At 52.0% G+C, this 20,948-nt stretch carries 25 protein-coding genes; 7 read left to right on the forward strand and 18 right to left on the reverse strand.

Going from position 1 to position 20,948, the window contains the following annotated elements:
- Positions 1 to 52: 52 nt before the first annotated feature.
- The 6 genes from aspS to TGAM_RS09535 all read right to left on the reverse strand — a co-directional run bounded on the left by aspS (position 53) and on the right by TGAM_RS09535 (position 4,209).
- A complete protein-coding gene (gene aspS, locus TGAM_RS09510; protein WP_015859489.1) occupies positions 53 to 1,369 on the reverse strand; it encodes an aspartate--tRNA(Asn) ligase in 1,317 nt (438 codons plus the stop codon).
- Between the two features lie 57 nt (positions 1,370 to 1,426).
- Positions 1,427 to 1,939 (reverse strand): KH domain-containing protein, encoded by a 513-nt coding sequence (locus TGAM_RS09515; RefSeq protein ID WP_015859490.1) that lies wholly within the window; start codon positions 1,937 to 1,939, stop codon positions 1,427 to 1,429.
- Positions 1,940 to 2,013: 74 nt separating this feature from the next.
- On the reverse strand, positions 2,014 to 2,634 hold the full coding sequence (locus TGAM_RS09520; protein WP_015859491.1) for an HD domain-containing protein: 621 nt from the start codon (positions 2,632 to 2,634) through the stop codon (positions 2,014 to 2,016).
- Between the two features lie 30 nt (positions 2,635 to 2,664).
- The gene (locus tag TGAM_RS09525) at positions 2,665 to 3,333 is read right to left on the reverse strand and encodes a DUF2226 domain-containing protein (RefSeq protein WP_048811335.1); all 669 of its coding nucleotides are present in this window, start codon (positions 3,331 to 3,333) and stop codon (positions 2,665 to 2,667) included.
- Positions 3,334 to 3,367: 34 nt separating this feature from the next.
- Entirely contained in the window at positions 3,368 to 3,721 is a 354-nt protein-coding gene (locus TGAM_RS09530; RefSeq protein ID WP_015859493.1) for a roadblock/LC7 domain-containing protein, read from the reverse strand.
- A 5-nt stretch (positions 3,722 to 3,726) separates the two neighbouring features.
- Positions 3,727 to 4,209: a hypothetical protein gene (locus TGAM_RS09535; RefSeq protein ID WP_048811336.1), complete on the reverse strand. Its 483-nt coding sequence runs from the start codon at positions 4,207 to 4,209 to the stop codon at positions 3,727 to 3,729.
- A gap of 446 nt (positions 4,210 to 4,655) precedes the next feature.
- Between TGAM_RS09535 and TGAM_RS09540 the strand changes: the two genes are divergently transcribed.
- Positions 4,656 to 5,042 (forward strand): hypothetical protein, encoded by a 387-nt coding sequence (locus TGAM_RS09540; protein WP_015859495.1) that lies wholly within the window; start codon positions 4,656 to 4,658, stop codon positions 5,040 to 5,042.
- Here the strand turns inward: TGAM_RS09540 and TGAM_RS09545 are convergent.
- From TGAM_RS09545 to hxlAB, 5 genes are read right to left on the reverse strand one after another with little or no spacing between them, the layout of a single operon-like run.
- Positions 5,037 to 5,843, reverse strand: a complete 807-nt coding sequence (locus TGAM_RS09545; protein WP_015859496.1) for a DUF4392 domain-containing protein — start codon at positions 5,841 to 5,843, stop codon at positions 5,037 to 5,039. The two genes, TGAM_RS09540 and TGAM_RS09545, sit on opposite strands and share 6 nt — an antisense overlap.
- A complete protein-coding gene (locus TGAM_RS09550; protein WP_015859497.1) occupies positions 5,840 to 6,019 on the reverse strand; it encodes a hypothetical protein in 180 nt (59 codons plus the stop codon). Before TGAM_RS09550 ends, TGAM_RS09545 begins: the two co-directional genes overlap by 4 nt.
- Positions 6,020 to 6,664 (reverse strand): TIGR02253 family HAD-type hydrolase, encoded by a 645-nt coding sequence (locus TGAM_RS09555; RefSeq protein ID WP_015859498.1) that lies wholly within the window; start codon positions 6,662 to 6,664, stop codon positions 6,020 to 6,022.
- Complete coding sequence (locus TGAM_RS09560) at positions 6,642 to 7,418, reverse strand: FtsZ/tubulin family protein (protein ID WP_048811338.1); 777 nt, start codon at positions 7,416 to 7,418, stop codon at positions 6,642 to 6,644. The genes TGAM_RS09555 and TGAM_RS09560 overlap by 23 nt, the downstream gene beginning before the upstream one ends.
- Before the next feature lie 39 nt (positions 7,419 to 7,457).
- Entirely contained in the window at positions 7,458 to 8,678 is a 1,221-nt protein-coding gene (hxlAB, locus tag TGAM_RS09565) for a bifunctional 3-hexulose-6-phosphate synthase/6-phospho-3-hexuloisomerase (RefSeq protein WP_015859500.1), read from the reverse strand.
- A gap of 297 nt (positions 8,679 to 8,975) precedes the next feature.
- Here hxlAB and TGAM_RS09570 point away from each other — a divergent pair, with 297 nt between their 5' ends.
- From TGAM_RS09570 to TGAM_RS09580, 3 genes are read left to right on the forward strand one after another with little or no spacing between them, the layout of a single operon-like run.
- Positions 8,976 to 9,962, forward strand: a complete 987-nt coding sequence (locus TGAM_RS09570) for a TAXI family TRAP transporter solute-binding subunit (protein ID WP_015859501.1) — start codon at positions 8,976 to 8,978, stop codon at positions 9,960 to 9,962.
- 6 nt (positions 9,963 to 9,968) lie between these two features.
- Positions 9,969 to 10,415, forward strand: a complete 447-nt coding sequence (locus TGAM_RS09575; protein WP_015859502.1) for a DUF1850 domain-containing protein — start codon at positions 9,969 to 9,971, stop codon at positions 10,413 to 10,415.
- A gap of 1 nt (position 10,416) precedes the next feature.
- Positions 10,417 to 12,714 (forward strand): TRAP transporter permease, encoded by a 2,298-nt coding sequence (locus TGAM_RS09580; protein WP_015859503.1) that lies wholly within the window; start codon positions 10,417 to 10,419, stop codon positions 12,712 to 12,714.
- 55 nt (positions 12,715 to 12,769) lie between these two features.
- Here TGAM_RS09580 and TGAM_RS09585 read toward each other — a convergent pair whose 3' ends face one another.
- A complete protein-coding gene (locus TGAM_RS09585; RefSeq protein WP_015859504.1) occupies positions 12,770 to 13,978 on the reverse strand; it encodes a hypothetical protein in 1,209 nt (402 codons plus the stop codon).
- Between the two features lie 121 nt (positions 13,979 to 14,099).
- On the opposite strand from TGAM_RS09585, the gene TGAM_RS09590 reads away from it, so the two are divergent.
- Positions 14,100 to 15,077: a hypothetical protein gene (locus tag TGAM_RS09590; RefSeq protein WP_015859505.1), complete on the forward strand. Its 978-nt coding sequence runs from the start codon at positions 14,100 to 14,102 to the stop codon at positions 15,075 to 15,077.
- Between the two features lie 42 nt (positions 15,078 to 15,119).
- On the opposite strand, the gene lrpA is transcribed toward TGAM_RS09590, so the two are convergent.
- Positions 15,120 to 15,545 (reverse strand): HTH-type transcriptional regulator LrpA, encoded by a 426-nt coding sequence (gene lrpA / locus TGAM_RS09595; protein ID WP_015859506.1) that lies wholly within the window; start codon positions 15,543 to 15,545, stop codon positions 15,120 to 15,122.
- Between the two features lie 61 nt (positions 15,546 to 15,606).
- Positions 15,607 to 16,872 carry a 23S rRNA (uracil(1939)-C(5))-methyltransferase RlmD gene (gene rlmD, locus TGAM_RS09600; protein WP_015859507.1) on the reverse strand — a complete coding sequence of 422 codons (1,266 nt, stop codon included), beginning with the start codon at positions 16,870 to 16,872 and terminating at the stop codon, positions 15,607 to 15,609.
- A 111-nt stretch (positions 16,873 to 16,983) separates the two neighbouring features.
- On the opposite strand from rlmD, the gene TGAM_RS09605 reads away from it, so the two are divergent.
- Positions 16,984 to 17,199, forward strand: coding sequence for a hypothetical protein (locus TGAM_RS09605; RefSeq protein WP_014122341.1), 216 nt, complete (start codon positions 16,984 to 16,986; stop codon positions 17,197 to 17,199).
- A 9-nt stretch (positions 17,200 to 17,208) separates the two neighbouring features.
- Here TGAM_RS09605 and pyrE read toward each other — a convergent pair whose 3' ends face one another.
- From pyrE to TGAM_RS09620, 3 genes are all read right to left on the reverse strand, one after another.
- Complete coding sequence (pyrE, locus tag TGAM_RS09610) at positions 17,209 to 17,778, reverse strand: orotate phosphoribosyltransferase (RefSeq protein WP_015859508.1); 570 nt, start codon at positions 17,776 to 17,778, stop codon at positions 17,209 to 17,211.
- A 73-nt stretch (positions 17,779 to 17,851) separates the two neighbouring features.
- Positions 17,852 to 18,655, reverse strand: coding sequence for a slipin family protein (locus TGAM_RS09615; RefSeq protein ID WP_015859509.1), 804 nt, complete (start codon positions 18,653 to 18,655; stop codon positions 17,852 to 17,854).
- Positions 18,656 to 18,658: 3 nt separating this feature from the next.
- Positions 18,659 to 20,023, reverse strand: a complete 1,365-nt coding sequence (locus TGAM_RS09620; RefSeq protein ID WP_015859510.1) for an NfeD family protein — start codon at positions 20,021 to 20,023, stop codon at positions 18,659 to 18,661.
- Between the two features lie 91 nt (positions 20,024 to 20,114).
- Here TGAM_RS09620 and TGAM_RS09625 point away from each other — a divergent pair, with 91 nt between their 5' ends.
- Positions 20,115 to 20,462, forward strand: coding sequence for a hypothetical protein (locus TGAM_RS09625; RefSeq protein ID WP_015859511.1), 348 nt, complete (start codon positions 20,115 to 20,117; stop codon positions 20,460 to 20,462).
- Here the strand turns inward: TGAM_RS09625 and TGAM_RS09630 are convergent.
- A complete protein-coding gene (locus TGAM_RS09630) occupies positions 20,401 to 20,853 on the reverse strand; it encodes a DUF835 domain-containing protein (protein ID WP_148206303.1) in 453 nt (150 codons plus the stop codon). The two genes, TGAM_RS09625 and TGAM_RS09630, sit on opposite strands and share 62 nt — an antisense overlap.
- Positions 20,854 to 20,948: the final 95 nt, after the last annotated feature.

Here is a 20,948-nt window from a genome sequence, read left to right on the forward strand (position 1 = left end):
CTCCCGTTAATGCTAGAATAATAAGGAACGAAAAAGTATAAAGGGGTTTTGCTCAAGGAACCAACCTTTTCCTGTCCCTTGGGAACAGGATAACCTCCCTGATGTTCGGCAAATCGAGCATCTGCTTTATCAGCCTCTCAGCTCCAAGGCCGAAGCCACCGTGCGGGGGCATTCCGTAGCGGAAGGCCTTGAGGTAGAACTCGAAGCTCTCTGGGTTGAGTCCCTTCTCCTTAATCTGCTCGACGAGAACATCAACGCGGTGTTCCCTCTGCCCACCGGAGGTTATCTCAACTCCCCTGTACTCCAAATCAAAGGCCCTGCAGATTTCTGGCTTTTCATCGTACTTCATTATGTAGAAGGGCTTGGCCTCGCTTGGGTATTTATAGAGGAAGTAGAGCGGAGCGTTTTCGTTCTCCATCATGTACTTCCCGAGGAGTCTCTCGCCCTCGGTGTCTATGTCCTCCCCCCAGGGGATTTCCTTGCCGAGGTCGGCGAGAATCTCAAGGGCCTTATCGTAGCTCAGCCTCGGGAAGGGCAGTTTCGGCTCCTCCAGCTCGAAGTTGAGGGTCTCAAGCTCCTTCGCGTTGTGCTCGCGGACGTAGTTGATGGTGTGAGCGACGAGCCTCTCAAGGAGCTCCATTACCTCCTCCTCGCTCTCGATGAAGGCCATCTCAGCGTCAATGCTCCACGCCTCGTTGAGGTGCCTCGTCGTGTTGTGCTCCTCCGCCCTGAAAATCGGGGCTATCTCGTAAACCCTGTCAAGGCCCGAAGCCATCATAATCTGCTTGTAGAGCTGTGGGCTCTGGGCAAGGAAGGCGTCCTTCTCGAAGTACTTCATCGGGAAGAGCTCTGTTCCACCCTCGGTTGCAGTCGCTATAATCTTGGGCGTGTGAATCTCGATGAAGCCGCTCTCGTGGAAGAAATCCCTGATTGCCTTGAAGACGCTCGAGCGTATCTTGAAAATCGCCATTACCTCGGGCCTTCTGACGTCCATGAATCGGTTGTCTAAGCGAGTGTCGAGCTCGGCCTTAACTTTACCGGTCGGGTCGAGGGGCAGGGGCGTTTCTGCCCTGCTGAGGACTTCGAGCTTTTCTGGAAGGATTTCGAAGCCGAGCTTCGCCTTGGGGGTGAAGTTTACAATTCCCTCGACGGCTATGACATCCTCGGCGTTGAGCTTCGGAATGAGCTTGAATATCTCGGGGTCAACCTTCTTCTTTGGAGCCGTAATCTGTACTATCCCCTCCCTGTCCCTGAGCCAGAGGAACTTTATTCCGCCCAAATCCTTGACTTCCCACACCCAGCCGGCCACCTTAACGCGCTGGCCGTTGAGTTCCTCGGTTATCTCGCTTGAGTAGTGCGTCCTGTACATGGCCATCCCCGGAGAAAACAGATTAGTATGCTTTTAAAGTTTGGGAACAAAAAGAGATTAAATAAACGAGATCTTCACGTCCTTCCCAAGAACCTGAGCCAGAATGCTCTCGAGGAGCTCCGGCTTTTCGGGCAGTCTCTTCTTCTCCCTGGTTGCCACGAGTATCTTGTAGTATTTCTCTCCCCCGGGCCGGTACACAACGTTGACACCAAAAACACTCGCTGGATAGAAGAGATCCGTTGCGAGCTTTTTTATGTCGTCTGTGGTCTCGGCTTCGATCCCCTCGATAACCCTGACGCGCTTTCCGAGTTCCTTCACGAGGGCCTTTATGTTCTTTCCGCCCTTGCCTATAACGAGGGGAACATCCCCCTTGCCAACGACTATAACGATTAGATCTCCGGCCTCGACGGCTTTCCTGAACTCAACATCCACATCCCCGAGAAGCTTGTAGAGTAAGCGTGCAACCTTAACGTCGAGCTCGGAGATTATACCCTCCTGGAGCTTCTTCTCGTCAGCCGGGCACAGAATACCATCCGTCTTTAGGCAAACCTCACAGATCGGGGCCTTCATTCGCTCACCTCCCGCAGAATGACCTTGAACGGCTAAACTAAATTTTGGAAGCCATTTAAAAAGGTTATTATAGCCTAAAGCTCACCCTCGATCTCCTTCCTTAACCTCTCGATGAACTCGACCGTGAAGCGATGCCTGTCCTCTGCGATGCGCCTTGCGGTTTCGGTGTACATTAAGTCCTTGAGCTTGAGGATTTTCTCCTCGAAGTGCCTGAGGGAGGCCTCTATGTCCCTCCCGTGCTCGCCGGAGTACATGAAAACGCGGGCAATTCCAATGGCCCCTATCGCATCGAGCTTGTCCGCGTCGCTGAGTATTTTTGCCTCGAGCGTTCTCGGCTCCGGGCCCCTTGAAAAGCGGTGGGCCTCTATCGCGTGGGCAACCGCCTCAGCCTTCTCCTCTGGATAACCAATGCTCAAAAGAAAGCGTTTCGCTATTTTCGCACCTTCAACCGCGTGGTCTTCAACCTTTCCAGAATCTTCGAGGGGCCTTGCTACATCGTGGAGGAGCGCCGCCAAGGCAAGAACCTCGAGATCGGCTCCCTCTTCCCTGCCTATGTGCATGCAGAGGTTGAAGACCCTCTCAACGTGGCTGAAGCCGTGCGTTCCCTCCCTCTCAAAGAAGCCCCTCGCGAACTCGCGCGTCCTTTCTATGAGCTCCCGCGTCCTAGCGTCGGGTATGAACTCCTCGAGCTTCATAGCGCATCGGTTGAAGAAAATGGAAGAGGTTTAAAAGCCTTTGGCGTTGTCAATGCGTCTTTTTTCCCTCAAAAGTTCGACTCCCTCTTTAAAAATGCCACCATTATCTACTGTATCTTCCTTGGTAAACTCCCAGGAACCCCCTGTTTCGAACCTGCCATCTTTCATGACCTTTCCAATCTCCCAAAGGAGGTTCTTCAGGGCATCGTTTCCCTTCTGGGTTGGGCCACGAATCGTCTGTGCGGCCCTTACAACGCCTCTGTCAAGATAAAGGCGCCAAGAAGTGCCCCCGTTGTGCACCCTGAGTTCTCCCCTGTGAGTGGTGAGCACGAGGAGGAGTGAATCAAGGTCCCATCCAGGAATATCCTCACTTATAACACCGCTCTCCACCCTGATTGAGGGGTTCTCACGGAGGATTTCGGCGACGTCAGCTTCGTAGAGCTCAACCGCTTTGAGCCTTTTAGAGAGGGATACCTCAGATATTTTTCGTAGAGCGTTTTCTCCTTCAATTCTCTCCCTGCTAAGGACATCTTCTACGAGAGCTCCTAAGATGGCTCCATCAGAAACGAGCACGTAGCCCGTTTTTAGACTATCACCATCTCGCCAGGAGGCCTTTAAATAGCCCTTCTTGATCTTAGTGAGGAGTTCTCTTGTGCTGTCAAAATCAATCACAACCCCAAGAAACTTCCCAGGCAACATCTCAACCACCCTACAAAATTAGGTGAAAAAAGGCTCACAGCATCGAAGCGACCTTTTGGGCGTTTCTCTTGAGGTAAATCCTGACAAGGCCGAGGTTGACCTTCGGGTCCGTTAGGACCGTCAGGACGGCGTTTTCACCAGCCTCGACTGTAATGATTTTGCCTTTCGGCGATTCGAGCGTCACCATGTCAACGGCTTCCTCATGGAAGACCTCATTAGACACGTTAAGTGCAGTACCGTAGATGGTCGCGACCATCGCCGCGACGCTCTCCACGTCTATTGTCCTGTCGCTTGCCTGCCCCTCAATGAGAAGACCGTCCTTGCTCACTATCGCGACTCCCTTGACGCCATCAACCCTTAATAAATCGGCAATAACGTTCTCGAACATTCACATCACCCCAGAATCAGCATATCCACTTCAACGTGCTTATCCGAAACGCGGATTTCCTTAATCAAAACGTTCTTTCCGCTGAACTTCTTGATTGCGACTGCTATGGCATTGGCCATCGGATAGAGAACGGGTTTCATGCCCTTCTTCTCAAGCAATTGGAGCGCATAAAGATCCATAGGGTTGTCGAGCTTGAGCGTTACTTTGTTGCCGTTAACATCGATTTCGCCCCTCTCTGCGAAACCGAAGGTGTTTATCATGACCTCTGTGAAACGGTTGAGCAGTTCTTGGGGGTCGTTGCTTCCCTCAAAGTTCAACCCGTACTCCTCCATCATGGTGTTAAGGAGCTCCTCGCCGATTGAGTTCCCGAGACCTTTGGCCCCGGCGCCGAGTACTTTATAGATCCCGTAGAGGATCAAGTTATTTATTTTAGTTGCCATTTCCTCAGACCTCTCATTCATCCTTTTCACGACCTTCGCCTCCATCATGAGGATCACCCTTTATGGGGTCATCCAAGATAGGTTGTAGATGGGGGATTTAAAGCATTTATAGATACTTCCTCGAACAATGCTTAAGAGGAAGTCCTACGATGCTGATATCACGTTCTCTTGGAACACCCATGATCAGCTCTGGATATGGAGGATGTTCAGACTATTGAAGCTCTCGTTTTTGGTTTATAAAATTTGTCTCGTTTCGTTTGAAAATTGTTCTAATCCTCACCTTAATTGCGGATATAAAAGAAACAAGAACCTAGAACATTATTAATAGATTTGGCCAAGTTGTCAAAAGATAGACACGAAATTTCAGTTTATTCAATGTCAAAATAACGTTGTTGTTTAATATAGCTTGTTATGGGACTTAATGGATCCACTGAGGAGGATTTAAATAGTATGAAGAAACTTTTTAAGGAAAGAAATCGTCTCCGACGGTAGCTATGACTGGAGGAGGTTATGCAATGGGGATTCTTGGGAAGTTGTTGAGTTTGATCAAATCCATGTCCGAGAGTGAAGTCAGAGACTTTCAGGAGCTATTGAAGGTTAAATTCGGGTTTTCCCGATTCATCTACACGACCTCGGAGGGTCTGCTAATATTGGGGAACTTCGAGGACAACGAGGAACTCTCCGCAAAAGTTCCTGAGATGCTTAAGCTCCTTTCAGAGCTTGAGGACTCCACATCCTATCTGATACAGGCGGGAGAGCACGTTTACTCACTCGTGAAAATCACAGATGACGTGCTCATGCTGGGCAAAGGCAACAAAATATTGGATAAAAACGACATAAATGCGCTAATTAGACTCACTAAAGATAATTTTAGGTTATAATCTAAACCCAATAAGAGATGTGAGTACTTTAAACATCTCCTCATGTATCTCCATTGGTATCCCGTCGACGCTCCCCTCCAGCCTCTTTGAAACCCCATCGATTATTCCGGCCCTTACAAGGGCCCTGACGACTTCTCTCTCATCCCACCCTGATAGGAGGTTTTCTCCGGTTTCGATGGAGAGCTGGGCAACGAGTCCATAGGCACCCCAGTTTGAAACCGCCGAGGTTATGAGCTCGTCCGTTTCTACGGTGCTCGCTATGAGTTCACCCTTTGGGATGTGCTTGACGACGAGATCCTTTATCTTACCCATCCCGACCTCGTTGCCCCCATCACCGATGCCTATCGTTGGAATGCCCAGTTCCTTGGCCTCGATGAAGACCCAGTCGAAGATATCCCTTTCTACTGGAATTCCGCTCATCGACCTTGCTTTGCCGTCTTTTCCTCTGCCGGGTGTCTCAACAGCCACTATGGCCGAGTAGTCCTCAGGTCTGGGCGATCTCACGAAGTTAACATTGAATTCCCCGAGCGCGGCCTCGACCTCAGGATAGCTTAGGATCTCAGCGCGGCCGCCCATACGCTCAACGGCCTTCGCAATGGCCAGGGCCCCGGGGGGACCGTCGGTCTCGGGAACGTTTCTGGGGGGTATTGGAAAGCCCGTCACGACCAGAACCTTTTCGGGATTTTTGAGAATGATCTCAGCCGCGTTCCTAAGGAAGTTGAAATTCCGCCTCCTGTAATCCAGGTAAAGGGAGAGAATTCCTCTGCCCCCGATGTCCGTGTTCACGAGGTGTGCGATCATTCTTCCACCTCGTGAACGACGATCCGAACCTTTTTACCCTTAACGGCCTCCTTAAGCTTCCACCACAGTTCCGTTGGTTCCTCACTCCTATGGACCAGCTCGTGGCCGTTTTCAAGCTTTACCCTCTTTTCTTCATACTTCACGAACACACCCTCTGCCTCGAACACCTTTCCCATTCAAACCACCTCCAGCACCTTCCTGAGCTCGTGAAGGGTTCCGATTCTAAAGTCGGGGAAGTGGAAATCTTCGCCGCCTTCCCGCGCTATCCACACGGTTTTCATGCCCACGTTCTTCCCGCCGTACACGTCCTGCCAGAGGGAATCCCCCACCATAATTGTCTCTTCGGGACGCACACCAAGATCCTCTAGGGCCCGGAGGAAGATCTTCGGCTCGGGTTTTATGGCGTTCACGTCGTCCCTCGTGATCACCGTATCAAAGTACCCATCCAGGCCGGTCAGTTCCAGTTTGAGCTTCTGGTAAGCGGGCCCGCTGGTGACTATGCCCAGCTTTAGGCCCTCCTCTCGCAGCCACCTGAGGACTGGAACGGTGTCCGGATAGACGTGAAGCTTGTGAGGGTACTTCCTCAGCAGATCCTCGTACCTCAGATCAAGGTCAAAGAGCCGGAAGAAGAAGTTCCAGTCGTGCCACTCGTAGGTTTCCCTCCTTCCGAGGATCTCGTTAAGGAATTTCTTTCTCGCCTCCTCCTTGTTTATCCCCAGTTTTTTTGAGATCTTCTCGTACACCTGCGGAAGGAAGAGCTGGATGAGGGGCATCTCCGTGAGCAAAGTGTGATCTATGTCAAAGAGCACCGCCTTTATCATTGCCTTCACCCCACTCCTTAACGAGAAGTGCTATTACCTCCATCCTGTTTTTAATGTCTTTGTCCGTCACCATCCCCCAGATGATGTCCTTCTTCCTCAGTATCCCCTGGAACATCTCGAGGATTTGATGGGCTTCCCTCAGAGCAACGTCGTCTCGGGCGAGGGTCATGATGATCCCCCTGTCCCAGATCCCCCAGTGCCAGCTGAGATCCACGCTCCGCAGGAGCCTTATTATTCCAACGTTGCCCCCCCTGACCACCGAGAAAAAGTCCGCGTAGTCGACGTTTATGAGCATCTGCCCCTCCAGGTTCCGGATGAGTGAGCTGAGGGCCCGGGCTATTGATCCCGATGCTTCCTTGTAGGCCTCGCTCAGAGGTTTCCTCTCGTCAAAGAACTCCCAGAGGGAATCGTAAAAGACTGTGTCAAAAAGCCCCGCCCATTGCGGTTTCTTTTCCTTAACGAGTTCCCTCGCGGGCGTGAAAACGTAGGCCAGCCGCGTGGCACCCTCAGGAATGCTATCGATGATCAACCTGAGTATCTCCACGTTGATTGGTTTGTCCTCCGTGAGGATCCAGACTATCGAGTCCTCGGGAACGGTCGAGAAGAAGAGGGGAACCCTTCTCATGTACTCCTCGGTTCTCAGAAGGTATCTACCGGGGTTTATGTTCACCTTAATGGAATCCACAGTTATTTCATTAACCACCTTCGAACCGGCCCCACCTATTCCAACAAAAACGTGTGTAAAGCCTATCACCGCTCCTCCCAATATGGAGAGGGAAAAGGAGTTAATAAATCATTCGAGGGTCGCGTGCTTTCTCTTCATGTCCTTCTCGGTCTTCTGGAACGTTGCCATCAGGAGGGCTATTATTCCGTCGAGGAATATCATGGTTGAGTCCTCGAAGAGGGTTCCCATCGGTGCGATCCACTTGTATTGGGTGAGCATCTGCCTCGCTATGTAATCAGTTGGAACGTCCGTCTTCGCCCTTCCGGGGATCTCAACGACGACATCGGCCAGTTTTCCGAGAGTTGAGTTGGCATAGGATGTTATCGCCGCTATCTTGCCCCCCTGCTCCTTGGCTATCCTGGCGGCATCTACTATGCTCTGGGTCTCACCGGAGCCGCTGATGGCTATGAGCAGATCCCCCGGCTCGAAGGCTGGTGTTATCGTCTCGCCGACGACGTAGACGTTGAAGTCAAGGTGCATGAGCCTCATCGCGAAGGCCTTGCCGACCAGACCGCTCCTTCCCGCGCCGTAGATGAATATCTTGTTGGCCCCTATCATTGCATCGACGAAACCGCGAACCTGCTCGAGCTTTAGGCTCTCCGCCACACCCTTGATGTGATCGAGTATGTCGAGCATGGCTTTCTTTATTGTCATCATGTATTCTCCCCAGAAGAGGTCTATGATCTGCCTCGTGACTTTCTCCGGATCCTTGGCCTTCGTTATGGCGCTGCCAACTATTATTATGGTTGCACCAAGTTCTATGACCTTGGGAATAGTCTCAAGGTTCAGCCCTCCGGCAACGGCCACGGGGACGTTCACGGCCTTAACGACCTTTTCGAGATCCTCAAGCGGGCTCTTGCCCTGCATCTGCTCGTCTATGCCGGTGTGTACGAGTATGTAGTGTACACCCATCTTCTCGAGTTCTTTGGCTCTCTTAACCTTATCCTTAACCCCTATCAGGTCAACCATGACCCTGATTCCATAGCGTCTTGCGACGTCAACCGCGTCCTTGATTGTTTTGTCGTCGGCCACACCGAGAATAGAAACAACGTCGGCACCGTGCCTCGCGGCCATTTCGACCTCCAGAGCGCCGGTGTCCATAGTCTTCAAGTCGGCGACGATCTTCCTGTCCGGGAAGCGTCTCTTGAGAAGTTCAACAGCCCTCATTCCTTCCTTCTTGATGAGTGGTGTTCCAACCTCAAGCCAGTGCGCACCGCCGCGGGCGGCCTTCTCCGCGATAGAAAGAGCCTGATCTATATCTGTAACGTCGAGTGCCACCTGGAGTATCATCTCCCCGCCTCCGAGGATTTTTCAGTGGTGGGTTGTCAGGTTTACTTTTAAACCTTTGGTGGTGTCGTTGTCTTTGTACATTTTTATGTCAAATAACGGCTTCCATCTTTGTAACGTTTCGAAGTTTGTTTTGACATAACTGGATTTATCTACGCAAAATTTTATTGAGGACTTCATTTGATGAAACTCACACGATTTACCCGTTGGTAAACGTAAAGTATATAACCGATCGCATACACAATATTTGACGTTAATGTACGCTTTAGTTGTTTGGACAAGGTTTGGGAGGAATGAAGAATGAAATGGGCTGCAGTTGGATTGATAGTGGCGTTGGTGCTGGCAACCGTTGCCGTCGGTTGCATTCAGGGGGAAGAGAAGAAGACGGAGACAATAACTATATACACCGGTGGTACCAGTGGCGTCTACTTCCCCCTCGGTTCCAAGTACGCGGAGATATTGAATAAGAATGGAATCAACGCGAAAGCCGTCACAAGTGGAGCGAGCGTTACCAACGCCAAGGCAATAGGAGAGGGCAAAGCCCAGGCAGCTATCCTCCAGAACGACGTTGCTTACTATGCTTACCACGGTCTCTACATGTTCGAAGGAAAGGCCATCACGAAGCTCAGGGGAGTTGCGGCACTTTACCCCGAGACAGTCCAGTTTGTGGTTCTGGCTGACAGCGATATCCAGAGCCTTGAGGACCTGAAGGGCAAGAAGGTCGCAATAGGTGCTCCTGGAAGCGGTACCGCCGTCGCTGCCGAGCAGATCCTCAAGGCCGCAGGCGTTTGGGACAGCATCGAGAAGGTTAACCAGAAGTTCAGTGAGGCCGCCCAGAGCCTCAAGCTCCATCAGATCGATGCTGCCGTCATAGTCTCCGGTGCTCCCACCCCGGCTGTTAACCAGATCGCTCAGCAGACCCCTGTTAGAGTTCTTCCGATTCCGGACGAGATCCTCAACAAGCTGAAGGATGAGGGTTACATATTCTACGTCAGGCAGATCCTCCCGAAGGACACCTACAACGGAATGCAGGAGGACACCCCGACAGTCGCCGTTAAGGCCATGCTCGCGGTCAGCGCGGACCTCTCCGAGGACACAGTTTACAAGATGACCAAGATACTCTTCGACAACCTCGATGAGCTCCACAAGGTTCACGCCAAGACCAAGTACATAAGCCTCGACACGGCCCTTGATGGTATGAGCATACCGCTCCACCCAGGGGCATACAAGTACTACAAGGAGAAGGGCCTTCAGATTCCCGACGACCTTAAACCGCCCAGCGGGTGAGGGTAGTTGAAAAAGTTTCTTTTCTTTTTTGTCCTTTCAATCATCCCTATTTTCCTGCTTCCAGTTAACTGTCTCGTCATAAGCGACGGTAACCACGAGCGGGTTTATTCCCTGGGTGTTCACAACGTTACCATCCGTTACATCCATAGCGTTGAGAGGAGCACTGTGATAGAGGTCCTTCAGGTAAACTCCAGCGGAATTTACGCCAGGGAGATGTGGTGGAAGGATTTCGGGGCGGGCCTTCCCGAAGACATACAGTTCATGAAAGACGGGTTTTACGTCAAGAAAATAGAGATTCCCCTCGGGAAGAGCCTAGACTTCTGGTTTATCCCCCTAAACCGGGCCAGGATATACGTCGATGGTAACTTGGTGCTCCAGCCAAAGTCAGAGGTGCTCGTTCACTTCCGTGTGGAAAGATGCATGCTGATTCAGAAAGCTGTTGGGAGGTGTTAATATGGTTGAGAACAAAGAGATTCCGGTTGAAAAGGCCGAAGTTATTATTGAGAGAACCAGAAAGCTCCCCCCAATCCTTGAAAAGGTCATAACAGCTGCCGCGATACTAATCGGTATTTATGAAATCCTGTTCATATTTAACTTCAACTACACACTCTACGATATGTTCTCCCGCATGGGAATAAAGATGGGCTTCCTGAAGACGACATTTCAAACGAAGCAGGGTGAAGCCTTCGTTATGGCCATGATCCTCCTTATCACATACCTCCTGTATCCCGTTAAAAAGGACAGAAAGCACCTCGAAAAGGTGCAGTTCTACGATTACATACTGGCGGCCCTAGGTGTTGTGTCCGCGTTCTATCTGTTCATTGTGTACCCGAGGTACACCGAATTCGCGGACGTCTATATGAGGGACGTTTTCTTCGGGATCCTGGCTATAATCCTCGTTCTTGAGGCCACGAGAAGGGTCCTGGGGTGGGTTCTCCCCCTCGTTGTTACGGTGTTCCTCGTGTACGGTATCTACAACATAAACTTCGACTGGATTCGCTTCACCCAGCAACTCTACTTTGATGAGGGAATCTTTGGCATTCCCTTCTTTGTTATGACCATATACGTCTTCGCCTTCGTGTTCTTCGGTGCGTTCCTGCTCAAGATAGGCATCAGTGATTACATAACGGAGTTTATGATAACTCTCTTCGGTAAGAGACCTGGCGGGCCGGCAAAGGCAGCCGTCGTGGCAAGTGGTCTCATGGGCACGGTGAGTGGATCGAGCGTCGCCAACGTCCTCACAACCGGCACCTTTACCATCCCCCTGATGAAAAAGGCCGGTTATCCCCCCGAGATAGCCGGTGCCGTTGAGCCGGTGGCGTCAACGGGCGGTCAGCTGATGCCGCCGATAATGGGTGCGGCCGCGTTCATAATGGCCGAGTTCCTTGGCGTGCCCTACAACAAGCTCATAATCGCCGCTGTCATACCGGCACTGGTCTACTACTCCGGAGTTTACCTTTTCATTGATCTCGAAACCAAGAGGCTCGGCCTCAAGGGAATGCCTACGGAGCAATTTGCACCGCTGAGGTACTTTATTCGGAAGCTCTATATCCTCCTGCCCATAGTGGTCATAACAGTTGCCCTCGTCTGGGGAATCGCTCCACACATATCGGCAATATCTTCACTCGGCGTTGCCATCTGGGTCGCCTGGATTTCCAAGGACAGGATCAAAGGACACGAGGGGCTGTACGTTGCAGTGGTTTTGATAACAATACTTCTCATGTTCACCGGCAAAGCAATATCTACCCCCGTTGCAGGGGTTCTGGTTCTCTTGGGCCTCGCCCTGATAGCTATGGCCTACCTCACCGATCTGGTTGAGTTCAACGAAAAGCTCTACATCAGCCTGCTCTTCATATTCTTCATTGCCCTCGTCAAATACCTCGAGATGAACAAAGAGCAGATACTCCTGCTCAGCGGTGTCATGGGAATAGTCTTCTCGATGATCGTGGGTTATATCTCCAAGAGCGAGGAAGGCAAGGAGATGTACCGGGCGACGTATGAATCGATGATCGACGCGGGCAGGACCAGCACGAGCGTTATGCTTGCAGCCGCCAGCGCGGGACTTATCCAGGGTGTCCTAACGATGACCGGTCTCATCACGAGCCTTGGCTACCGGCTCGTTGACCTTACTGCGGGCAACCTGTGGCTACTCCTCATTCTGACGATGGTGTTCAGCCTCATACTCGGAATGGGCGTGCCCACGACGGCCAACTACATCATAACATCGCTGGTCGCCGCTCCGGCAATCTACAACGCGGTCTCAAACATTCAGCCCTACAACCTCAACGTTCCCGGCTACGGAACAAGTATAGCCCTCCTTGCGGCCCACTTCTTCGTGTTCTACTTCGGAATCCTTGCCGATGTCACTCCGCCGGTGGCACTGGCAAGCTACGCTGGTTCCGCCCTGGCAGGGGGTGAATTCTGGAAGACGGCAATGAACGCCGTCAAGTACGCGCTGGCGGGGTACATAGGACCGTACATATACTTCACCCATCCGGAGATGTTCATCATAACCGTCCAGGATTGGACGGTAAAGACCGCACTAACGGTCGTCTACGACTTCGGGGCAACGCTGCTCGTCATGTACCTGCTGGCGATAGCCCTTACAGGGTGGTTTGGAAAGCACATAAGAAAAGAACTGAGGGCTCTTGCGGGAGTAGTGGGCCTGCTCTCGGCATCCCTGCACCCAATACCCGTTGCCATAGGCGCCGCTACGGTACTCTTCCTGAAGTTCCTCGGCCGAGAGCTCTGATTTCTTTTCTGCTTTTCTATTCTCTTTACAGTGCAGTTTGGGAAAAGATAAAGGGTCAGTACAGCATGACCTCGAAGCCGAGCTCACTCAGCAGATCCGCAAGCTCCTCGCTGTCAACGTAAGCCAGAAGGTGGTGATTCCCTATCGTCCCGTCCACGAAGTCCTTCGCCTCTTCCACCCTGAGCCTGACCTGCGTTCTGCACCGGTTCTCACTCCTCTCAGTCCCGACTACCTCAACACCCGCCACGATGGCCTTTCTTCCACGTACCTTCAAAAGCGAGGCCTTTCCCCGGGGCATCTCCACGGCAACGCCGACACCCGTTCCGCTTTCAAAGTGAGTTCTGAGAACGTATCCCCCCAGCAGAGGAGCCGTGCAGTGGGCTAGGATAAGGTAGTCGTCACCGTAGTCCGCGATATTTCCCATAAAGGCAGGTTTGTCGAAGAACTTTCTGACGAGCAGCATGCCGAGCAGTGAATTCAGCTCGCCCTCGCAGGCCGCGGGAATCCCCTCCGTGTTGAAAATCGCCAGGGCCAGGCAGGGTGTTGTTCCGATCTTTCCGATGAGGTCGAAGCAGCCGATTGTGAAGCCGTCCAGTTTGTAGTCCCCGATTATTTTTTTGAGGGCAAGGTAAACCCGCCCCGCCTTTGCAAGGGACTTCCTGTCGGGTTCTTTTATCTCACGTGCATTCTCAACGATTTTCTCTATCACTTCAAGACCTTCTTCCTCGTTGGTGTCTTCGTAATACTCGTAGAACTTCTTCAGACTTATGTGGACGTAGGGTAGCTCGAATCGTTCGTTGATGAGCCACGGTGACACCCTGCCGATCAGACCAAGACGAACCCGGAGAAACTTCTCAAAAAGCTCCGCCGAGTCTTCGTACCCGAGTAAAGCCGCCTTCAACTCGTCTTTTTCCTTAACGAGGGTGGCCGGAATGAGCCTTTCCCTGAAGTACTCCCTCAGTTCAATACCGGCGGCGATAGAATTGTTGAAGGGATCACCGTATATTATGATCGGTTTTCTGTAAACTGCAAACTCTTTTAGCCCGTTCTCAGTTCCCCCAGTTAGAGGATAGAGCACCAGAACGTCCGCTTTATTTAGATCAACTTCCTCTTTGACCCTCTTGAAGTCGGACTTGGTCGATACAAAAAGGCCGCCCATTATCTCGTGTTCCCTCGCGAGGCAGTTGAGGAACTCAGAGGCTTTCCTCTCAAACGCCTTGGGATCCGCGAGTTCGCTAACTCCGAAGATGACACCAACCTTCACGCTACCATCCCTCCCCTTGGGTCAGCGATCTTCGGCTTCAGCACTTATGAACCTTTCTTTCTAACCTCCTGTGGAAAGGTATAAATAAAAAGCGATCCAACATTTTGATGGGGGAATCCCCATGAAGGGGAGGACAATCTATGCGGCGATAATTCTCTTTGTTCTTATTGCTGGGATTGCTTCCAGCGGATGTATTGGGGGGAGCAGGGAGAAAAGCTGGCTTGAGCTGGTTCCATCGGACGCGATAGTGGCGGGCGTTTTCGACATGAGCACGGTAAAAGAGGCCGCCTTTGAGGAGCTTATGAAGAACCTCAGTCTCTACCCCAAGTACGAGTCCCTAAGGGAGAACGTTCTGAACGAGACGGGTGTGGACATAGCGACACTATCGAGGGCCATCTTCGCTGTGAGAGGGTACGACGAGGAAACCCAGCAGCCGAAGATGGCGATATACGTTGAGGGGAGCGTGGACGTCGAAAAGGTCAAAGGTAAGATCGAGGGGCTCAACGAGACGATCCATCACGCCAAGTACAGGGGCGTTGATGAGTACCTCGACAGCAAAAACTGGGGGGTGGCTATCAGCGAGAACTACATCATCGTGGGGGATAAGGACACGATTGAGGAGGTGATCGACCTCATTCACGGCGAGGGGAAGTGGGCCAAACAGTACAGGGAGATTGTTAAAAAGGTCGGTTCAGGAAACCTGATAGCGGTTTACGACTTTCGTGCGCTTATGAATCTCACGTCCTCGGAGCGTGAATCAAGTGAGCTCTCCACGCCTATTCCCCTCGGGACAATGGAGGAGAGCGTCAAATACGGTGCATTTAAGTTCGTGCTGACGAACGGCAACTACTCCTTCAGGGTGGTTCTGGAGATGGACAGCCCGACTGACGCCTCCGACATGGCAAAACAGTTGAGAGGTTTCATCTCACTCCTCGACCTCAAATTCTCTCAAGAGGGGAGATCGGCCCTCGTTGAGATACTGAGGGACATTGAGATATCAACGTCCGAGAACTTTGTCTTAATCGACCTCACCGTGTCCGGAAAGCAACTTGAAGAACTCCTCACGTATGAAGCCATTCCAAAGGCAACTCTGGGCTGATCCATCTTTTTTTAACTCTTTGACCCCTAAAAAATGAAAAGGTCATTTCAACCGCTCTAGGATTATCGCCGGGCAGACTTTAACGACACCGTCGATCTTTCCAATCTTGTTAGAGATGATGTCGGAGAGATCGTTGCCGTCCTTGGCCCATACCTCCGCCATTATCATGTGATCCCCGCTCGTGAGGTAGACGCTCCTCACAAACTCGAACTCCTTGAGCTTGCTGGCGACCTCGAATATTTTCTCTGGGAGCGTGTCGATCCCAGTTAAACTCACGAGGTTGTAGCCGAGCTTTGACGGGTCGATGACGATCGTGTACTGCTTTATAACCCCTGCCTCTTCAAGAGCCCTTACACGCTTCCTAACGGCAGTCTCGCTTATGCCCAGCACTTTGGCTATCTCTGTGAAGGGCGTTCTTGCATCCTTGGTAAGCATCTCGATTATTATCTTGTCCCTCTCGTCGAGCAACTTTTTCACCTCCTACCTAATATCGAACTAGGATGTTATGATTTATTAACTTAGCGGTTCTTCAATTGAATCTCTGACGTCTTAGCTCAACCACCACCTCAACGTGTGGTGTGTGGGGGAACATGTCAAGACCTATTATACCCCCTACGGTGTAGACACTCTTAAGTTCATTAAGGTCACGGGCGAGGGTCTTGGGATTGCAGGAAACGTAGATGAGTTTTTCAGGCCCTTTTTGGACGAGCCGTTTTACAAGTTTTGGATGCAAACCTGCCCTGGGGGGATCGACGATTACTGTGTCGTACGCCTGAAGGCTCCCTACGTCCTTGTCGGCACCGACCCTGAACCTCGCCTCCACCCCGTTTATCTCGGCATTTCGATTGGCCATCTCAACCGCGAAGGGATTGATCTCTATACCCTCAACGGAAAATCCTTTCCTGGCTAGATAGACCCCAAATGTGCCGACACCGGAGTATAGATCCAGAACCCTGCCCCCTTCAGCCCTCTTCGCCACCTCACGTAGCAGTTCAACGGCCCCGTAGCTGTTGGTCTGGAAGAAGCTGTTTGGATGAATAAGGTAAACGGTTCCGTCAAGTTCCTCCTTTATGAACTCCTTGCCCCAGAACCTCTCAATTTCACCGTAGGAGACATCACTGGGCGTTCTGTTAACGCTCCAGTATATTGACTCCGCGTAGTCAAAGTACTGGGGAAAGTCTTCTGGAAGCTCTCCAGGGCCGGTCACAAGGTTCACCATGAGGTCCCCGGTAAACTTCCCCTCCCGGATCACGATATACCTCAGAAGTCCCTCGTTTTTTCCAATTTCGTAGAGGCTCACTTCATGATCCTCTATGAACTCTCGGAGGGACTTCAAAACCCTCTTTGAGGATGGGCCGAAGACGGGGCACCACTCGATATCCACAACGTCCCACCATGTGCCGTATCTTCTGAACCCGATACCCCTTGTCGAAATGACAACATCAATTCTGTTTCTATGCCCAAATATCTTCGGTGATGGTATAATCTCGACATCTTCATTCAGGATCGCGTTAAGCTTGAACCTCTTGAACTCGAGCTGATCCCGGTAGTCCAGATGCTGAAGCAGACAGCCACCGCACCGTCCAAAGTACTCGCATTGGGGCTCTTTTCTAACTGGGGAGGGCTCGAGGATCTCAAACCTCTCCGCGATGATCTTCCTCTTTTTCTTTCTCGTTCTCTCTATCCTAACCCTGTCTCCCGGAGCCGAGAACGGGACAAGTACCCTCCTCCGGCCCACCTTCACAATCCCAAGGCCGTCCTCGTTGAGCTCCCTAACGGTTCCTTCAATCGTCATTGGAGCCCTCTAGCGGGTTTTGGTTTATAAACCCTTGGCCCGTCGCGGTGACGATTTTTGTCCAGAAAAGTTTATTTACGTGGAGCGATAACTATTATCGGTGCTCTTCCCATGCTCGGTAGGAGCAAGGATTTCGTTTATAAGGTTCTGGCAACAAAAAAGAGGGCCGTTGCCCTCCAGCACCTGAGTTCGGAACTCGAAACCCCGATGCCGGCACTTCTCTCGACGGTGAAGAAACTTGAGTCCGACGGCCTAGTTGAGGTGTTCTACGGCCGGGAAAAGGCAAACATCATGGTCAAGGCCAAAACCCTTGAGGACTACGTTTAATCCCTCCCTCTAATCCGATTCCCGCCCTTTGACTGTTTCTTTTCTTTCAAGGAGCTCAGAGACCCTGATAACGGGCAGGAAAGTGTAGCCCTTTGAGGTTATACTCCCCTCTGCCCCTTCCTCCCTGTCCACCACGACCGCTATGGCCGCTATTCTTGCCCCCAGGGATTCAAGCACCTCAGCCGCTCGAAGAACGCTTCCCCCTGTGGTCGTCACATCTTCGACTAAGAGGATTCTGTCGCCCTCCTTGACATCCCCCTCGATCTGGCTTCCGGTACCGTACCCCTTGGGCTTTTTCCTGACTATAACGAGGGGCTTGCCGGTTTTGAGGGAAACTGCCGTTGCTATCGGCACAGCCCCCAGCTCCGGGCCTGCAACGCGGTCAAAGTCAATCCCGACCCTCTGGACGAGGCCGGCTATCAACCCGGCCATCAGCTCAAGGGCATCGGGATCGGTTACGACTTTCTTCACGTTGATGTAGTAGTCGCTCTCCTTCCCCGAAGAGAGCACGAAGTGACCGAAGAGAATTGCCCCGGATTCAAGCATCTTATCGATCAACCGATCCTTTGCCTCGATCATAATAACACACCCGTATAAATTCTCCTCTGAAATTCAGCTGAAATTGACAGAAAAGAGTTTAAAAAAGTTGGCCTCACTCGGAGGCCTTCTCTTCGACCATCTTCTTCACGGCCTCTCCAGCGTCGGCAAAGCTCTTGAAGAGCTTGAGCATCTCCATCGGAAGCGGCAGGACTATGACGTTGCTCTTGTCGCTGGCCACGTCGCTTATCGTCTGGAGAGTCCTGAGCTGGAGCGCCATCGGGTGCTCGCTTATTATCTGCGCAGCCTCGCGGAGCTTCTCCGCCGCCTGCCTCTCAGCTTCTGCCAGCGTGATCCTTGCCCTTCTCTCCCTCTCCGCTTCTGCCTGCTTTGCCATTGCCCTCTGCATTCCTGCCGGCAGTTCTACGTCCTTTATCTCAACGGTGGTCACTTTAATTCCCCAGGGATCTGTTGCCTCGTCGATGATCTTCTGGAGCTCCATGTTCAGCTTCTCCCTCTCGCTGAGCAGCTCGTCCAGATGGGCCTGACCGATGACACTTCTGAGGGTTGTCTGGGCTATCTGGCTCGTCGCAACGATGTAGTTGGCCACCTGCGTAACGGCCTTCACGGGATCGACGACTCTAAAGTAAACGACGGCGTTCACTTTAACCGGGACGTTATCCTTGGTTATGGTCTCTTGAACCGGAACGTCGAGAACCCTCGTCCTGAGGTCAACTATGTAGGCCTTTTCGAATATAGGAATTATGAAGAACAGTCCCGGACCTCTGGCACCGACGACCCTTCCAAGACGGAATATAACGGCCCTCTCGTACTCCTTGACTATCTTTATGGCACTGGCCAGTATTATCAAAACAAAAAGCAAAATAGTTCCCAAAATTATGGTTCCCAAACCTGCCATCCTTCACACCTCCTTTTTCTCATCGGGACTCACTCCCTCGGGGACAACGATTAGGGTCAACCCCCTGACTTCAACGACCCTAACCTTTTCTCCAACCCCTATTCTTTCTCCCGTCTTGCTCTCGGCCTTCCAGAGTTCACCCCGGATCTTTACCATTCCCTCAGGGTTGAGCTCCTGAACGACCCGGCCGACTTCTCCGATCATCTCCTCTTTTCCCGTCTGGGCCTTTCTCTTCCTGTCCCTAATCACAGCGCTAACCCCGAAGGCAAAGAACAGCGCCAGCATGACGGCTATCGCAATTATAACCGCCCTCAAGGTGGAGAACGTTGAACGCTGTATGAGGTACTCGTTTCCGCCCCCGAACAGAAGGATTCCACCGAGTATCATGGTTATCGCCCCTGCCACCGTAAACAGGCCAAAGGTCGGCGTCAGCGCCTCGGCGATGAAGAATATCACCGCGAGGATTATGAGTACCAGCCCGGCGGCGTTGTAGCCGAAGTAGCCGAGCCCTATGATGCCGAGAACGAGGAGTATTGCCCCAACGGTTTCTGGAACGTGCCATCCCGGTGTCAGGAAACCGAAGATAAGCCCGAGGATTCCAATGTTTATGAGGACGTAGGCTATCGTGGGATCCGAGATATACCTCACGACCTCGTCCTTGAAGGAGGGCTCTATACTCACTATCCTAGCGTTGGTGAAGTTGAGCGTTACGTAGCCCTTCCCTTTTACCGGGATTTTGGTTTTCATCCCATTGGCCTTTTTGAGCAGATCGGGGACGTCGTTGGCTATAACCTCGATAACGTGGGCCCTAAGGGCCTCCTCCGGTGTAAGGCTTAGATCCTCCGTTATGAACCTCTCCGCCGCGGTTACGTTCCTTCCGCTCGCCTCGGCGAGGCTTTTGATGTAAGCCACGTAGAAGTTCCTTACCTTCGCGGGGGCTTTGATTATGCTCCCGTTGGAGGCGTAGCCCATGATTGGTTCGCAGGCTCCTATGCTCGTGGAGGGGGCCATAGCTATGAGGTGGGATCCGAGGGCTATGTAGGTTCCTGCTGAGGCCGCTATCGCACCGGGCGGGTAAACGTATATTATCACCGGAACCTTCGATTCCTTGATCCTCTGGATTATCTCCTGCATCGCCTGACCACTCCCGCCCGGCGTGTCAATCTCAATAATTAGAGCTTCAGCATTGTTTTTCTCTGCTATTTCTATGTACCGCGAGAACTGATCCACGGAATAGCTCGTGATAACCCCCTCAAACTTGGCAACGTAGACGGTCTTCTGATTGGGCGACGCGAGCACCGCTGGAAGGAGCATGAGGACGAGGATGATGAAGGCCGAGCGGCTAAGGGTTCTTGTTTTCATTATCATCGCCCAATCTATATACTTCTAGGAGTTTAAAAAGATTGCATCCGGGAAACGGTTTTATACGTTGTCTTCGATAAGCCTATGAGGGACTCGGATGGAGACGCTTAGGGCTCTGGTGAAGGCCTACAGGATAGCGAGGGGGGAGAGAAAGGTAAAGGTGGCCTGGGCCATCGTGAGGAAGGCAGCCAAGTACTCGGATAGTGAACCCTTCTGGGAGACCATAAAATCGAGCGGAATAAGTCCTGATGCCATTAAGGAGGTAATGAGATTCCTAGAAAGCATTGGAGAGCTTCAGATAAAGAGGTCGATCGATGGGAGAAGGCTCTACGTCTCGACCCTCAAGGACATAAGGAGGAACCCAATCAAGCTGGACAGGTGGCTCAACCTTCCATCCGGCGGAGGAGCGCGAACTCCCTCTCTTTCCAGACTGAGGGGTCAGTGATCAGATAAAGCCTGCCCCCCGTGAGCATCACGTGATCGCGCAGGGCGTTTAAAAACCTTAGAAAGCTTCTGAATCCGTTGTGGAGAACCATATACTCCGGGCACTCGAGAACAACCGCCGTTCCGGGATTCTTTTTCAGTTCGTCTATGATGCTATGGAGGAGCTTTGGGAGCTCCCGGGGGCCTATGAAGCCGGGGACCGTGCTCACAAAAAGAGCCTTCCATCCCGGAGGTACCTCCCTCCCCGGCCGGGTCACGAGAAGAACGCTTCCCTCCCTAACGGCCTCCCGGGAGCCGATTATGTTGAAGTAGCCGGGACTCCGGAGGGGGGAAGAGTAGGAGTTTCCGGCCCATGCCTGAATGAGCATCGAGGTGAGTGCCTTCACAACCATGCCTTTCCCCGGGATAAGTAGACCTCTGGAATATAAGTACCTTTTTTGTAAGTGGTTATGTAGGTGCACATGCAGGCCCTCGGTCAAGGCCGATG

Source organism: Thermococcus gammatolerans EJ3, from assembly GCF_000022365.1.
In the GTDB taxonomy this organism is placed as follows: domain Archaea; phylum Methanobacteriota_B; class Thermococci; order Thermococcales; family Thermococcaceae; genus Thermococcus; species Thermococcus gammatolerans.

What these genes read in the sequence shown, in the direction of transcription:
- hxlAB (WP_015859500.1), bottom strand. Translation starts at nt 8,678, where the DNA reads ATGATACTCCAGGTGGCACTCGACGTTACAGATATAGATCAGGCTCTT.
- TGAM_RS09625 (WP_015859511.1), top strand. Translation starts at nt 20,115, where the DNA reads ATGGAGACGCTTAGGGCTCTGGTGAAGGCCTACAGGATAGCGAGGGGG.
- TGAM_RS09605 (WP_014122341.1), top strand. Translation starts at nt 16,984, where the DNA reads ATGCTCGGTAGGAGCAAGGATTTCGTTTATAAGGTTCTGGCAACAAAA.
- TGAM_RS09545 (WP_015859496.1), bottom strand. Translation starts at nt 5,843, where the DNA reads ATGATCGCACACCTCGTGAACACGGACATCGGGGGCAGAGGAATTCTC.
- rlmD (WP_015859507.1), bottom strand. Translation starts at nt 16,872, where the DNA reads ATGACGATTGAAGGAACCGTTAGGGAGCTCAACGAGGACGGCCTTGGG.
- TGAM_RS09590 (WP_015859505.1), top strand. Translation starts at nt 14,100, where the DNA reads ATGAAGGGGAGGACAATCTATGCGGCGATAATTCTCTTTGTTCTTATT.
- TGAM_RS09520 (WP_015859491.1), bottom strand. Translation starts at nt 2,634, where the DNA reads ATGAAGCTCGAGGAGTTCATACCCGACGCTAGGACGCGGGAGCTCATA.
- TGAM_RS09580 (WP_015859503.1), top strand. Translation starts at nt 10,417, where the DNA reads ATGGTTGAGAACAAAGAGATTCCGGTTGAAAAGGCCGAAGTTATTATT.
- TGAM_RS09525 (WP_048811335.1), bottom strand. Translation starts at nt 3,333, where the DNA reads ATGTTGCCTGGGAAGTTTCTTGGGGTTGTGATTGATTTTGACAGCACA.
- TGAM_RS09615 (WP_015859509.1), bottom strand. Translation starts at nt 18,655, where the DNA reads ATGGCAGGTTTGGGAACCATAATTTTGGGAACTATTTTGCTTTTTGTT.
- TGAM_RS09555 (WP_015859498.1), bottom strand. Translation starts at nt 6,664, where the DNA reads ATGATAAAGGCGGTGCTCTTTGACATAGATCACACTTTGCTCACGGAG.
- pyrE (WP_015859508.1), bottom strand. Translation starts at nt 17,778, where the DNA reads ATGATCGAGGCAAAGGATCGGTTGATCGATAAGATGCTTGAATCCGGG.
- TGAM_RS09630 (WP_148206303.1), bottom strand. Translation starts at nt 20,853, where the DNA reads ATGGTTGTGAAGGCACTCACCTCGATGCTCATTCAGGCATGGGCCGGA.
- TGAM_RS09515 (WP_015859490.1), bottom strand. Translation starts at nt 1,939, where the DNA reads ATGAAGGCCCCGATCTGTGAGGTTTGCCTAAAGACGGATGGTATTCTG.
- TGAM_RS09620 (WP_015859510.1), bottom strand. Translation starts at nt 20,023, where the DNA reads ATGATAATGAAAACAAGAACCCTTAGCCGCTCGGCCTTCATCATCCTC.
- TGAM_RS09530 (WP_015859493.1), bottom strand. Translation starts at nt 3,721, where the DNA reads ATGTTCGAGAACGTTATTGCCGATTTATTAAGGGTTGATGGCGTCAAG.
- TGAM_RS09570 (WP_015859501.1), top strand. Translation starts at nt 8,976, where the DNA reads ATGAAATGGGCTGCAGTTGGATTGATAGTGGCGTTGGTGCTGGCAACC.
- aspS (WP_015859489.1), bottom strand. Translation starts at nt 1,369, where the DNA reads ATGTACAGGACGCACTACTCAAGCGAGATAACCGAGGAACTCAACGGC.
- TGAM_RS09540 (WP_015859495.1), top strand. Translation starts at nt 4,656, where the DNA reads ATGACTGGAGGAGGTTATGCAATGGGGATTCTTGGGAAGTTGTTGAGT.
- TGAM_RS09535 (WP_048811336.1), bottom strand. Translation starts at nt 4,209, where the DNA reads ATGATGGAGGCGAAGGTCGTGAAAAGGATGAATGAGAGGTCTGAGGAA.
- TGAM_RS09550 (WP_015859497.1), bottom strand. Translation starts at nt 6,019, where the DNA reads ATGGGAAAGGTGTTCGAGGCAGAGGGTGTGTTCGTGAAGTATGAAGAA.